This window comes from Thalassiella azotivora, from assembly GCF_054781695.1.
In genome coordinates, this window is record NZ_BAAGTX010000039.1 from 1 (window position 1) to 12950 (window position 12950).

The 12950-nt window shown below is 73.6% G+C and carries 11 protein-coding genes; 5 read left to right on the forward strand and 6 right to left on the reverse strand.

The window, feature by feature from the left end:
* Together ACYVQV_RS18580 and ACYVQV_RS18585 are read left to right on the forward strand one after the other, a co-directional pair.
* Nucleotides 1-526: pentapeptide repeat-containing protein (locus tag ACYVQV_RS18580; protein WP_461024808.1), on the forward strand; the 526-nt coding region annotated here is incomplete at its 5' end.
* A gap of 47 nt (nucleotides 527-573) precedes the next feature.
* Complete coding sequence (locus ACYVQV_RS18585; RefSeq protein ID WP_461024809.1) at nucleotides 574-3126, forward strand: putative bifunctional diguanylate cyclase/phosphodiesterase; 2553 nt, start codon at nucleotides 574-576, stop codon at nucleotides 3124-3126.
* A 460-nt stretch (nucleotides 3127-3586) separates the two neighbouring features.
* Here ACYVQV_RS18585 and ACYVQV_RS18590 read toward each other — a convergent pair whose 3' ends face one another.
* From ACYVQV_RS18590 to ACYVQV_RS18610, 5 genes are all read right to left on the reverse strand, one after another.
* Complete coding sequence (locus ACYVQV_RS18590) at nucleotides 3587-3877, reverse strand: WXG100 family type VII secretion target (RefSeq protein ID WP_461024810.1); 291 nt, start codon at nucleotides 3875-3877, stop codon at nucleotides 3587-3589.
* 103 nt (nucleotides 3878-3980) lie between these two features.
* Nucleotides 3981-4646, reverse strand: a complete 666-nt coding sequence (locus ACYVQV_RS18595; RefSeq protein WP_461024811.1) for an HD domain-containing protein — start codon at nucleotides 4644-4646, stop codon at nucleotides 3981-3983.
* Entirely contained in the window at nucleotides 4643-6742 is a 2100-nt protein-coding gene (locus ACYVQV_RS18600; protein WP_461024812.1) for a HelD family protein, read from the reverse strand. Before ACYVQV_RS18600 ends, ACYVQV_RS18595 begins: the two co-directional genes overlap by 4 nt.
* A 37-nt stretch (nucleotides 6743-6779) precedes the next feature.
* Complete coding sequence (locus tag ACYVQV_RS18605) at nucleotides 6780-8348, reverse strand: sensor histidine kinase (RefSeq protein ID WP_461024813.1); 1569 nt, start codon at nucleotides 8346-8348, stop codon at nucleotides 6780-6782.
* Nucleotides 8345-9064, reverse strand: coding sequence for a response regulator transcription factor (locus ACYVQV_RS18610; protein ID WP_461024814.1), 720 nt, complete (start codon nucleotides 9062-9064; stop codon nucleotides 8345-8347). Before ACYVQV_RS18610 ends, ACYVQV_RS18605 begins: the two co-directional genes overlap by 4 nt.
* Before the next feature lie 222 nt (nucleotides 9065-9286).
* Between ACYVQV_RS18610 and ACYVQV_RS18615 the strand changes: the two genes are divergently transcribed.
* The 3 genes from ACYVQV_RS18615 to ACYVQV_RS18625 all read left to right on the forward strand — a co-directional run bounded on the left by ACYVQV_RS18615 (nucleotide 9287) and on the right by ACYVQV_RS18625 (nucleotide 11734).
* Nucleotides 9287-9997 carry a hypothetical protein gene (locus ACYVQV_RS18615; RefSeq protein ID WP_461024815.1) on the forward strand — a complete coding sequence of 237 codons (711 nt, stop codon included), beginning with the start codon at nucleotides 9287-9289 and terminating at the stop codon, nucleotides 9995-9997.
* A 93-nt stretch (nucleotides 9998-10090) separates the two neighbouring features.
* The gene (locus tag ACYVQV_RS18620; protein ID WP_461024816.1) at nucleotides 10091-11020 is read left to right on the forward strand and encodes a hypothetical protein; all 930 of its coding nucleotides are present in this window, start codon (nucleotides 10091-10093) and stop codon (nucleotides 11018-11020) included.
* A gap of 6 nt (nucleotides 11021-11026) precedes the next feature.
* Nucleotides 11027-11734 carry a hypothetical protein gene (locus tag ACYVQV_RS18625; protein ID WP_461024817.1) on the forward strand — a complete coding sequence of 236 codons (708 nt, stop codon included), beginning with the start codon at nucleotides 11027-11029 and terminating at the stop codon, nucleotides 11732-11734.
* 21 nt (nucleotides 11735-11755) lie between these two features.
* Here the strand turns inward: ACYVQV_RS18625 and ACYVQV_RS18630 are convergent, their stop codons facing one another.
* The gene (locus ACYVQV_RS18630) at nucleotides 11756-12880 is read right to left on the reverse strand and encodes a lysophospholipid acyltransferase family protein (protein ID WP_461024818.1); all 1125 of its coding nucleotides are present in this window, start codon (nucleotides 12878-12880) and stop codon (nucleotides 11756-11758) included.
* Nucleotides 12881-12950 lie beyond the last annotated feature (70 nt).

A 12950-nucleotide genomic window follows, 5' to 3' on the forward strand; every position in this document is an offset into this window, starting at 1 on the left:
GCTGACCGGCACCAAGGACGGCGCCCAGCTCACCGGCGCCCAGCTGACCGGCGCGCAGCTGACCGGCACCAAGGACGGCGCCCAGCTCACCGGCGCTCAGCTGACCGGCGCGCAGCTGACCGGCACCAAGGACGGCGCCCAGCTCACCGGCGCGCAGCTCACCGGCACCAAGGACGGCGCCCAGCTCACCGGCGCCCAGCTCACCGGCGCCCAGCTCACCGGCGCGCAGCTGACCGGCACCAAGGACGGCGCCCAGCTCACCGGCGCGCAGCTGACCGGCACCAAGGACGGCGCCCAGCTCACCGGCGCCCAGCTCACCGGCGCGCAGCTCACGGGCGCGCAGCTGACCGGCACCAAGGACGGCGCCCAGCTCACCGGCGCCCAGCTCACCGGCGCCCAGCTGACGGGCGCGCAGCTGACCGGCACCAAGGACGGCGCCCAGCTCACCGGCGCCCAGCTCACCGGCGCCCAGCTCACCGGCGCCCAGCTCACCGGCGCCCAGCTCACCGGGGCCCAGCTCACCTGAGTCCCGCACCTGCACAGAACGCCCCTGACCTGAGAGCCTGTCCCCCGATGACCCCCACCGTCGAGCTGACGCCGCGCGCGGCGGCGACCGCCGCCCTGGGGTGCCTGCTCGGCACCCTGGGGCTCGTCGGTGTCGCGGCGTTCGGCTCGCCGCGGGAGGTCACGACCCTCACGGTGGCTCTCGCCGTCGTGGTCGGCGGCCTGTACGTCGCGGCCGAGTTCACGATGTTCCACCTGGAGGTCAGGCGCCAGGCCCTGTCCGTCTCCATCAGCGACCTGCCACTGGTGCTGGGCCTCTTCCTGCTCCCCCCGTGGTGGGTGCTCGGGGTTCGGGTCGGCGTCGGGCTGCTCGTCTTCGCGCTGCGGAGGTCGTCGCCACCGAAGGTGGTGTTCAACCTCGGGCTGTTCGCGCTGGAGGTCGGCATCGGCGTCGCGCTGTTCTCGGCGCTGCAGGTGGGGGACGGCACCTCGGCCCGGGACTGGCTCATCGCGTACGTGACCGTGCTCGCGGTCGACGTCGTCGGGACGGCTGCCGTCGTCACGGCGATGACGCTCCTGCAGGGCATGCCGACGCGCGGCGCCGTCGCGCGGATGGTGGTCTCCGTGACGGTGTCGGGGGCGATCACCACCACCTTGGCCCTGATGAGCGTCGTGGTCCTGCGCGCGTCCGCGTACGGGCTGGTCCTGCTGGGCGTGCTCGCGCTGGTGCTCGCGCTGGCTCACCGGGCGTACTACTCGCTGCTGCGCAAGCACACCGACCTCGGGCAGCTGTTCTCCTTCACCCAGACCGTGGGCACGGCCGAGACGAGCCACGACATGGTCACCACGCTGCTGCACCAGGCCCGCGAGCTGCTGCAGGCCGAGTCAGCGGTGCTGCGCCTGCCGCCGGAGCCCGGGGAGGGCCAGATCGTCCCGGCCGGCGAGCCGCTGCTGATCGCACGCAACCCGCGGGACCCGCTGATGCGGCACTGGCTGGAGCAGGCGGGGCTGCGCGACGCGATGCTGGTCCCGCTGCGCGACGGCAGCCAGGTGATCGGCGTCCTGCAGGTCGCCAACCGCCTGGGTGAGGCGTCGACGTTCACCCGCGACGACCTGCGGCTCCTGCAGACGCTCGCGGCGCACGCGGAGGTCATCTGGCACAACGGCCGGCTGCTCGAGCAGCTGCGCTACGACGCCCACCACGACGGTCTGACGGGGCTGGGCAACCGCAGCCGCTTCACCAAGCGGCTGAGCTCGGTCCTGGCCGCGGCCCCGGCGGTGGAGCGACCGACCTCCCGACGCCTGGCGCGCCTGCCCGAGGCGCAACGCACCACGTGCCACGCCGCGGTGCTGCTGCTCGACCTGGACTCCTTCAAGGACGTCAACGACGCGCTGGGCCACCCGATCGGCGACGCCCTCCTGCAGCAGGTGGCGGCCCGGCTGGTCTCGCACCTGCCGGACGACGCGACGGTGGCGCGGCTGGGCGGCGACGAGTTCGCGGTCCTGCTGCCCGAGTGCCGCTCGGAGGCGGGCGCCCTGGCGACGGCCGAGAGCACCCGTGAGTCGCTCGCCGCGCCGTTCGAGGTGCAGGGCACGTTCCTGCAGGTGGCGGCCTCCGTCGGCGTGGTGCTCCTGCCGGAGGACGGGCCCGACGCGGACACCGTGCTCAAGCACGCGGACGTGGCCATGTACGCGGCGAAGCGCAGCACCCGCGGCATCGCCCGGTACCGCCCTGACGACGACAACTCCTCCCTGCACCGCCTCGCGCTGGCCGGCGAGCTGCGCAAGGCGCTGGACGAGGACCAGGTCACCCTCGCCTACCAGCCGAAGGTGTGCATGGACACCGGGCGCCTGCTCGGGTTCGAGGCCCTGGCCAGGTGGCAGCACCCCCAGCGCGGCACCGTCATGCCGGACGTCTTCATCCCCCTCGCCGAGCAGACCGGCCTCATCGGCCGCCTGACCCACGTGGCGCTGCGGATGGCGCTGGAGGAGGCAGCCGGCTGGCAGGACGTCATGCCCGGCGCCGGGATCGCCGTCAACCTCTCACCGCGGCGACTGCTCGAGCCGGACCTGCCGACCGTGGTGGCGGAGCTGCTGGCGGCGGCCGGCGTCCCGCCGCACCTGCTCACGCTCGAGATCACCGAGAGCACCCTGATGGTCGACCCCGAGGCCGCGACCCGGGCCCTGCACGAGCTGCGCGCGATCGGCGTCCGCCTGTCCGTGGACGACTTCGGCACCGGGTACTCGGCGCTGGCCTACCTCCAGCGCCTGCCGCTGCACGAGGTCAAGATCGACAAGTCGTTCGTCATCCCGATGACCACGGACCCCGGTGCCCGCGCCATCGTGCGTGCCATCGTCGAGCTCGCGCACACCCTCGACCTCGCTGTCGTCGCCGAGGGCGTCGAGCACGCCGCGGCGCGCGAGAGCCTGAACCGGATGGGGTGCGACGTCATGCAGGGCTACCTCATCGGGCGACCGCTGGCACCTGAGCACCTGATCTCGTGGGCGGACGACTGGGCCCGGCGCGAGAGCGCCGCGGCGGCCGCGGAGCCTCCCGCAGCCGACACCCCCACGGCCGAGGCCCCCGCAGCCGCCACCGTGTCGGACCGCGACCCCGCCTGAGCCGGTCGCCCGACCAGGGGGCCTCGCCGTGCACGTCCAAGCCCGCCGTTCACCCGATCTGCCCTACAGATGCGGATTCGTCCCACTGGATGACACGGACGCGCGCGCCGAGTGATCAGGTAGCGCTATCCTGTCATCCAGGTGAACAGCAGATGAACAGGAGGTGGCAGGAATGACGATCAGCGTCCTGCGCCGTCCGCGACACACGCAGCAGCCGGTTCCACCGGCTCGGCGCGCCTCGCAGGCCCCGGCGCCGACCCCGCACGAGGCACGCCCGCACCCGGTCCCACGTTGGGTGCGGACGACCGGCCCCGACGGCCGGACCCGGATGGAGATGCGCTGGTCCGTCCCCGGCGCCGAGCGCCGGTCGACCGGCGTCCACGCCGCCTGACCGCACGGTCGCGGTCCGGACCAGACAGCGGGTGGGAGCAGTGCTCCCACCCGCTTCGCCGTCCTCGCCTCAGCGACCGAACATCCGCAGGTTCTGCTGCTCCACGTCCGCGTACCCGGCCGCCGCGGCCGCCAGGGCGGTGTTCACCTGCTCGAGGGACTGGCGGACCCGCTCCTGCGTGGCCCGCCAGTCGTTCACGACGTACTGGAACTGGTCGGCCGCCTGACCCTTCCAGCACCCCTGCAGGTCCACGAGGTGCCGCATCATGCGGTCGACCTCCCCCGACAGGGCGACGATCGACCCCTTCACCGCCGTGCTCGTCTCCGCGACCCGTGCGCTGTCGACCTCGAACCGACTCATCCGCCTCGTCCTCCCGTGGCTCTCACGTCCTGTGACGAGGCCCGACGCTAGAGCAGCGGCGGCGCCGTCCCCGGCGCCCGTCCACAGGCGGACGGCGGCGCGCTCACCCTGCGTCGGCGCGTAGCGCGGTCAGCTCACGTTCCAGGTTCGCCCGCGCGGTCGCGGACCAGCGGCGCCGACCGGACTCGGTGCGGTACAACGCGTCCCCGCGGTCGAGCAGCACCTGGAGCACGTGCGCGCGCCCGGCGGCGAACACCGCGTCGTCCAGGTGCCCGTACTCGTGGCGCACCCCGTCGACGTAGCGGCGGTAGCGCTCCGGGGCGGACGCCAGGACGGCGAGGTCCGCGTCGCAGAGGCGCTCGGCGGCCGCGTCCCCGGGAGCCGGCTCGTGAGCGGCCGTCACGCGCACCAGGGCCGCGACCTCGTCCGCGACGGCCGGCGGGCACCCGAGCGCGGTGAGCTCCCGCGCCGCCAGCTGCGCCGACTCCTCCTCGTCCTGCCCGGGACGTCCGTCGTACACGGCGTCGTGGAACCACGCGGCGAGCCGCTCCGCGGGTCCACCGCCCAGCTCCTCGAGGTGGCCGAGGACCTCCTCCAGGTGCTCGACGTCGTGGTAGCCCCGTGCCGGCGCCGACCACCGGCGGACCAGGTCGACCGCCGCCCCCTCGAGGTCGACCACCGGCGCCGTGGCACCCAGCTCGCGGCAGGCGTCGACGAACCCGCTGACGAGGTGCCCGCCGGGTCGGCCCGGGTGGTCGCGACCGCTCACGGGGCCAGTCTGCCCGGCGCCGACGCGGGCCGCGGGTCCAGCTGCGGCGGCAGGTCGCGGCCGTGGACGACCGCGAGACCGGTCACCGCGCGGGTCAGGCACACGTACAGCCGGCGCAGCCCCGTCCGGGCGTCGGGTTCGGCGTCGACGAGGTCGGCGGGCTCCACCAGCACCACCCGGTCGAACTCCAGGCCCTTGGCCAGGGTCGCGGGCACCAGGTGCAGCCGGTGGGCGGCGTCCTCGTGGTCGGCGCCGAGGGTCACCGCGTCCAGGCCCTCCCGCGCCAGCCGCCCCCGCCAGGCCGGCACGGTCCGGTCGGCCACCACGAGCCCGACCGAGCCGGGGACCTCCAACGCCTCGCGCACGGCCACCAGCGTCCGGTCCGCCACCTGGCCGAGGTCGACGCGGTGCAGCTCCGCGGTGCCCGGGTCCTGCCGGACGGAGACGGCCGGCGCCAGGCCGGGGGCGATGTCCGGCAGCAGCCGGGAGGCGAGGTCCAGCACCGCGGACGGCACCCGGAAGCCGCGGTCCAGCACCTCGAGGTGGGCGTCCGGCTTGCCCAGGTGCGCGAGCGCCTCCTGCCACGAGGGGGTCGCCCACGGGGTGGTGCCCTGGGCGACGTCCCCCAGCACCGTCGCCGAGCCCGTGCTGCAGCGGCGGCCGACCGCGCGCAGCTGCATCGGCGACAGGTCCTGCGCCTCGTCGAGGACGACGTGACCCAGGCTCGGGGTGCGTTCCAGCAGGTCGGCCAGCTCGTCGGCGAGGACGGCGTCGGCTTCCGACCACCGGACCGAACGCGGGCCGCGCGCCGGGCGACCGTGACCACCGGGGCCGCCGCGCAGCAGCAGCGCCTGCTCGTCGTCGTCGAGGACGCCGTCGGCGGCGCGAGCCAGCACGTCGGGGTCGGTGAGCAGCCGCAGCAGGAGCCGGGGCACGTCCAGCGCGGGCCACACCTCCGCGACGAGACGCTTCACCTCGCGGCTGCGGGCGACGGCGTCCTGGACGCGGTCGTCCGGGGACTCGCCCGCCCGCTCCATCTGCACCAGCACGGCGTGCGCGAGCCGGTGCGCCAGCATCGCCCGGGCCGCCGCGTACCGCACACCCCGCCCGGCGAGCTCGCGGACCACGTCCGCGACCTCGTAGGCCGGCACCCGCCAGCGGCGCACGCCGCGGGGCAGCACCAGCGCCTCCCCCGCGGCGACGGCTTCGGCGTCCACGTGCGACCAGACGGCGCGGCGCAGCACCTCCGCCATCCGCGCGTCGCCCTTGAGCGCCGCCACGTCCGCCGGCTCGTCGTGCACGGCGACGGGCACCGCCGACGTCAGCGCCTCCACGGTGGTGTGCCGGACCGTCACCTCGCCGAGCGCGGGCAGGACGGCACCGACGTGCTCGAGGAACGCCTCGCTGGGCCCGACGACGAGGACGCCGCCGCGGGCGAGCCGGTCGCCGAACGCGTACAGCAGCCACGCCGCGCGGTGCAGGCCGACGGCGGTCTTGCCGGTGCCCGGCGCCCCCTGGACGCAGACCGTCGTGGACACGTCCGCGCGGACGATCTCGTCCTGCTCGGGTTGGATGGTCGCGACGATGTCGCGCATCGGCCCGACCCGCGGCCGCTCGATCTCGCGGGTCAGCACGGTGCTGACCCGGTCCGCCTCGACCGCGGCGTCCGGGTCGGCGAGGTGCTCGTCCTCGTACCCGGTGAGCCGGCCGCCCTCCACGCCGAAGCGGCGCCGCCGGACCACGCCCATCCGGTCCGTGCGCCCGGCCCGGTAGAACGCCCGCGAGACGTCCGCGCGCCAGTCGACGACCACGGGGTCGCCGGCCGAGTCGGCGACGTGCCGACGCCCGACGTACCAGCGGGCCCCGTCGTCGTGGTCGGTGCGCCCGAAGAACAGCGTCGTCGCGGGGTCGTCGGTGAGCGCCCGGACCCTCGCGTGCAGGGTCGCGGCCAGGTACTCGCTGGAGACCCTGTCGCCGCCGTGGGCCTGCAGGGTCTGCGTCTGCCGGCGCATCCGGGCCAGCTCGGCGCGAGCCCGCTCGAGGTGCGCCTGCTCCGCGGTGAGCGTCGCGTCGTCGGTGACGAGCTCGGCGGGCACGACGGATCACCTCCGGGTCGCGGGCAACCGCACGACCTTACTCCCGTGCGGCTCCCGTCGGGCCGGGTTCCCTCGGGCCGGGTCGAGTCGGGCCGGGTTCCTCGACCTCGGCGGGTGCCGCCGGCACCGCCACCTCGAAGGTCGCCCCACCCCCTGGGGTGGGGACCACCCGGGCGGCGCCTCCGTGGGCGCGGGTGATGGCGTCCACGATGGCCAGGCCCAGACCCGCCCCGCCGCCCCCGGCCCGTGAGCGGGAGACGTCCGAACGGTAGAAGCGCTCGAAGACCCGCGGCGCGTCCGCGGCCGGGATGCCCGGACCGTGGTCGACGACCTGCCACCGCGCCCAGCCGCCGGACGTGCCGACACCGATCTCCACGGGGGTGCCGGGCGGGGTGTGGCGCAACGCGTTCGTCAGCAGGTTGGCGAGGACCTGGCGCATCCTCGCGTCGTCGCCGACCGTCGGGGCGCTGCGCGGCGTGGGGTCGCCGTCGAGCCCGACGAGCCGGACCGCACGGTCCGGGGCGAGGGCGGACGCGTCGTGCACGGTGTCGCCCGCGAGGACGAGCAGGTCGAGCGGGTCCCGTCGCAGCGGACGCTGCTCGTCGAGCCGGGCGAGCAGCAGCAGGTCCTCGACGAGCCCCGCCATCCGGGTCGACTCGTCCTCGATCCGGCGGAAGCTGCGGGCGACGTCCTCCTCCTCCCGGACAGCGCCCTGCCGGTACAGCTCGGCGAACCCGCGGACGGCGGCCAGCGGCGTCCGCAGCTCGTGGCTCGCGTCGGCGACGAACCGGCGCATCCGCGTCTCGGACGCCTCCCGGGCGGCGAGCGTCGACTCGATGCTGTCGAGCATCGCGTTGATCGACGCCCCCAGCCGACCCACCTCCGTGCCGGGGTGGTCGTTGGCGACCCGGCGCGAGGTGTCGCCCTGCCCGAAGGCCGTCGCGACCGCCTCGACCTGCCGCAGCGGCCGGAACGCCCCGCGGACGGCGAGGGTGCCGAGCACCGCGGAACCGGCGAGCACGACGACGCCGACGACCGTCAGGCGGGTGCGCATCCGGTCGAGGGTGTCCTGGACGCCGTCCAGCGGGCGGGCGACGGCGGCGATGCCCTGCTCGGGACCGCCGAAGCCCGTGCGCACGAGGACGGGCCGGGCGATGACGCGCCACCGCGGGCCGTCGGCGGAGGCGGACGGGACGGTGAACGCGCGTCCCCCCATCCGCTCCACGAGCTCGTCGTCCAGCCGCAGAGCGGGGACCGCGTCGGGGGCGGACGTGCTGCGCCAGTGCTCCAGGACGACACCGGACCCGTCCAGCAGGGTGATGTCGTACGGGCTCGGCGCCGCCTCCTGCCGTCGTCCGTGCCCGGGGATGAAGGACTGCAGCACCGTCGGCTCGGACGCCGTCCTCAGCTCGTCGTCGAGGCTCTCCACGAGCTGGCCCCGCAGGACCGCGAGCGCGACGGCGCTGCTCGCCAGCAGCGCGAGGGTGAGCACGGCGAGCAGCACGGCGACCAGCCGGGCCAGCAGGGACAGCCGCGGCAGCCGCGGCGGTCGCGGCCCGGGTGAGCCTGCGGTGCCGGCGCCGGGTGCGGGGGCGGTCGACGTCACGCGCTCTCCGGTGGCAGCCGCAGGACGTAGCCGACGCCGCGCTTGGTGTGGATGAGCGGGACGACGCCCTCGACGCCCGCGTCGACCTTGCGCCGCAGGTAGGAGATGTAGGACTCGACGATCCCCGCCTCCCCGTGGAAGTCGTACTCCCACACGTGGTCGAGGATCTGCGCCTTCGACAGCACCCGGTTCGGGTTGAGCAACAGGTAGCGCAGCAACTTGAACTCGGTCGGGGACAGGTCGACGGTGCGGCCGGCCCGCCGCACCTCGTGGCTGTCCTCGTCGAGCTCGAGGTCGTGGAAGACGAGCCGACCGGCGTCCGGGTCGGCCCCGGCACCGGTGCGCCGGAGGATGGCGCGGATCCTCGCGACGACCTCCTCGAGGCTGAAGGGCTTCGTGACGTAGTCGTCCCCGCCGACCGTGAGCCCGGTGACCCGGTCCCCCACCTCGTCCTTGGCGGTGAGGAAGAGGACGGGCGTGTCCCGGCCGCGCTCGCGCAACCGCCGGGTCACGGTGAACCCGTCGACGTCGGGCATCATCACGTCGAGCACGAGCAGGTCGGGCCGCACCCGCTCCGCCTCGGCCAGCGCCTCCTGCCCGTTGGCGGCGGTGTGCACCTCGAACCCGGCGAACCGCAGCGACGTCGACAGCAGCTCACGGATGTTCGGCTCGTCGTCGACGACGAGCAGGCGCGCCTCGGGTCCGGTGGGCTTCACCCCGCCAGTGTGGACCGCGTCCCTGGGAGTTCGCTGGACGCGACCTGTGCGGGCGACTCTCACACGGTCTGGCCCTCGCCGGAACGAGATCAGGCTGGACCAAGTCATTGATGACTCAACTGCGAGTCACAGTTGGGTATTGCCCGTGCGGTCTCGGTGTCGCTACGGTCCAGTTCCGCCGTCCGAGGAGCGGTTCGCAGTCGCAATGCCAGAGGGGGGGTCATGACCGAGGCGCGAGTCGTCCACGACGCCGTCGAGGCGACTCTCGGGACTGGGTTCGGACGGTTCCTCCAGTTCGCCCGGACACCCGACGGATCCGTTGCGGCAGTCACCGACGGCCTGTTCGACGTGCGAGGTCGACGCGTGGCCATGCGTCAGCGATTCCTGGTTGATGACGAGGACGACGACCTCATGACCGACTGGGTCGCCAGCGTCGCCATCGACGACCTGTTCCACCTGGAACGCCCCGGGGAGACCAAGTGGTCGACAGTGATCCTCCCCTGGCCGAGCTCCTCCCCTCTGTTTGTCCTGCACTGGCTTCTCGGAACCATCGCGGTGGGCCCGTCGCGGCCTACCCACGCGCTCCCCGGTGCGGTCGTTCACACCGTCGAACTGTCGGCCGTCGCCGCCATTCGGTCAACCGCCCCGGTCGATGTGGCTGGCGTGCGCGCGAGCCTTGACGAGGCGCAACTGCCGGAAGACGCCCTGGTGTCGGCAGACGTGACCGTCACCGGCTCGGGCGTGATCCACGCGATTTCTCTGCCCCTTCCAGGTGCGGACGGCGGGCTCGCTCTCGACGTTGAGTTCTCTCACCTCGGGCTTCCGGTGAGCATCGAGCCACCCGACGCCGGGAAGCCGATGGACATCACTGCTCTCGTCAACGACCTCGTCACCGGGACTCCCGGCGATGGCGGCCTCGCAGGTGAGCCCTGAGCCGCCGTCAGCAATTAGCCATCCGCCGCCTGCCCAAGCGATTACGTAGCTCACTCAAACCCCGACACTCCCACCCGAGGAAGGCCACGCTCGATGACCAACTACCTGCTGCATGACGCTGCATGTCCCGTGTGCGCCAACATCGCTAGTCGCGTCGAGAGCGTTTCCGATGGCTGGCTGACGGTCCGTTCCATCGACGACCCCGAGATGGCGTCGATCGTCGCCGCGCACGCACCCGATCTTGGCCGGAAGCCTTGCTTGATCCTCGATCGCGAACATGGGACGAAGGTCCTCACCGGAGCGCCCATGAGCATCGCGATGACCAGGGCGCTCGGTCTTCGCCGGGCGCTGAAGGTCTCAGGGATCATCCACGACGCCCTCAGGGAAGGAGACCCGACCGGCCGACGGTCGTTCCTCCGTACCGTCGGTATCGGCGCGGCGGTCGTCAGCGGGTTCGCCTTGGGTGGACCCGCCACTGCATCCGGCAGCAACGAACGGCACGCGGTTCTCGACCCTTCCGCCGCGGCCCGACTGCGTGACGAAGCGAAGGCGAACACGGAGTACCGCGCAGCCATGAGGGCCGCGAAGGCGCACGGTTACGACTTCACGATCAGTGACTCGGTGGCAATCGATCTCGGTGACGGAGACCGGTTGCTGTTCACGTTCATCGGTCACGAGGACCGACCCGAGACCGATGCCGCTGTCATCTCGTACGAGCGGGTGGCGGGCGTGGTGACCGTGATGCTTGAGAGTGTGTCCGGTGACCCTGAAGCCGCCGCAGCGAGCTCCCGCTTGAATGAGGTGCTCACGGTGAGCCCCCTCGCCATCGGCGGCAGCGATGTTGTCCCCCTCGGGAAGATGGACTACTTCGGGTGCGTCACGTTCTGCGTCGGGGCCAACTGCTCCAGCAAGGCGCGTCACTGCGCGAAGCTCAGGTTCATGGCGCTCGTTCTCGCGTGCATGGTCGGGGTATGTGGTTCGAAGGTGAACTCCTGCCACAAGGTGTGCAAGAGCAAGTGGTGACCTGCCGTGGCTGAGGACATCGTCGATGCCTCGCGAGCGGCCCTCCTGGTCCCCCGTCTTGTCCTATCCACCTACCTCTGGGCGGACGGCGAGGGAGTGGACGGGTGGTTCCGGTCCGTCATCGACCGCGTCAGCGGTGTGAGCGTCATGGCCAACACTCCGGCGGGCTCGACCGACGTGTACGTCACCGTCTCGCACGATGCGCGCGAGTACCTCGCGGCCCTCGGCTCGGAGGCGCCGACCTGGCTGACCCGGGACGTCGAGACCGACGAACAGCCGGACACCGGGGCAGACGCGCTGCTGTGGCTGGGTGGAGCGACGGCCACATCGTCGCTCCACCCGGACGGATCCGTCGACGTCCGCGTCGACCGGGCCGCGGCTGTCGCGGCCGCGCACGACCCCGACGCCGCCGAGCGCGCGCTCGGAAGCGCTCCCGACAGCGGGACGGCACGCGTCTGGGCGGCGGACGGGGTCGTGCGGCGTTTCCTCCTGCAGCTCCCGGCGACCCGGCGCCCTCGTCGGCTCGCGAGTCGACGGCTCGTCACCGTCACCACCGACGGGTTCCCGGGGCTCGAGCTCGACGACAGCGCGGGCGAGGCGGGGGCGTCGAGGCTGGTCGCCGACCTGCTCGACCACTGGCCCACCGGTGAGGACCCGCGCGACAGCACGCCACCGGCGGAGGAGCTGCTGCGCCTGGAACCTGACCCCGGCTGAGCGACGGCGTGTCCGGGTGGTCTAGAAGAACACCGACCGGCGGGAGACCAGCAGCGAGTACAGGGTCTGCTGGATGGTCTCGCGCACCTGGTCGGTGAGGTCGAAAACGAGCATCGGGTCGTCGGCCTGCGCGTCCTCGATCTCGTCGGTGACGATCGGGGGGCCGAACTCGATCAGCCACTTGCTGGGCAGCGGCACCAGCCCTAGCGGGCCGAGCAGCGGCCAGGTCGGCGTGACCGGCGCGTACGGCAGGCCGAGCAGTCGCGCGACGGAGGACAGGTTGCCGAGGATCGGGTAGATCTCCTCGGCGCCGACGATGGCGCACGGGACGATCGGGGCGCGGGTGCGCAGCGCCGCGGACACGAAACCGCCGCGGCCGAAGCGCTGCAGCTTGTACCGCTCGCTGAACGGCTTGCCGATGCCCTTGAACCCCTCGGGCCACACGCCGACGAGGTGGCCCTGCGCGAGCAGCCGCTCGGCGTCCGGGTTGGCAGCGAGCGTCGACCCGGACTTGCGGGCGATGTCGCCGACCACCGGCATGGAGAACACCAGGTCGGCCCCCAGCATCCGCAGGTGCCGGTGCCGCGGGTGCTCGTCGTGGACGGCGACCTGCGTCATCAGCGCGTCGAGGGCGATCGTCCCCGAGTGGTTGGCCACGACCAGCGCGGCGCCGGTGTCGGGGACGTTCTCGATGCCGCGGACCTCGACCCGGAACCAGTGCCGGTACAGCGGCCGCAGGAGGGTCAGCACGACCGTGTCGGTGAACTCGGCGTCGAAGCCGAACTCGTCCACCTGGTAGTCCCCGGTCAGCCGCCGCCTCAGGAAGGCGAGGGCCTCGGCCACCCGACGCTCGACGTCGGCGACTCGGGCGTCCGGGGACAGGTCCGCGACGACGTCCTCGCCGGCGCGCTCGGCCTCCCTGACGACGTCCGCGCGGCTCAGGCGGGGGCGGGTCGTGGCCGGCGACGGGGACGACTCGGTGGTGCCGTCGCCGCGCCGGTCGGCGCCGCCGGTCGCGGCCGGGGTCGGCGCGCTCGCGGCGGCCGGCCCGACCGTCTCCGTCGGGGACCCAGTCGCGGAGGTGCCGTCCGGCGCGCGGTCCGGCGAGGACGTCCGCTCCGGGCGGGGACCGGTGTCGGTGAGCAGCGGCGTGCTCCGCCGGCGTCGACGCGCCCGCTCGCCTCCGGCGCGCGCGGCACCCGCGGCGACCGCGTCG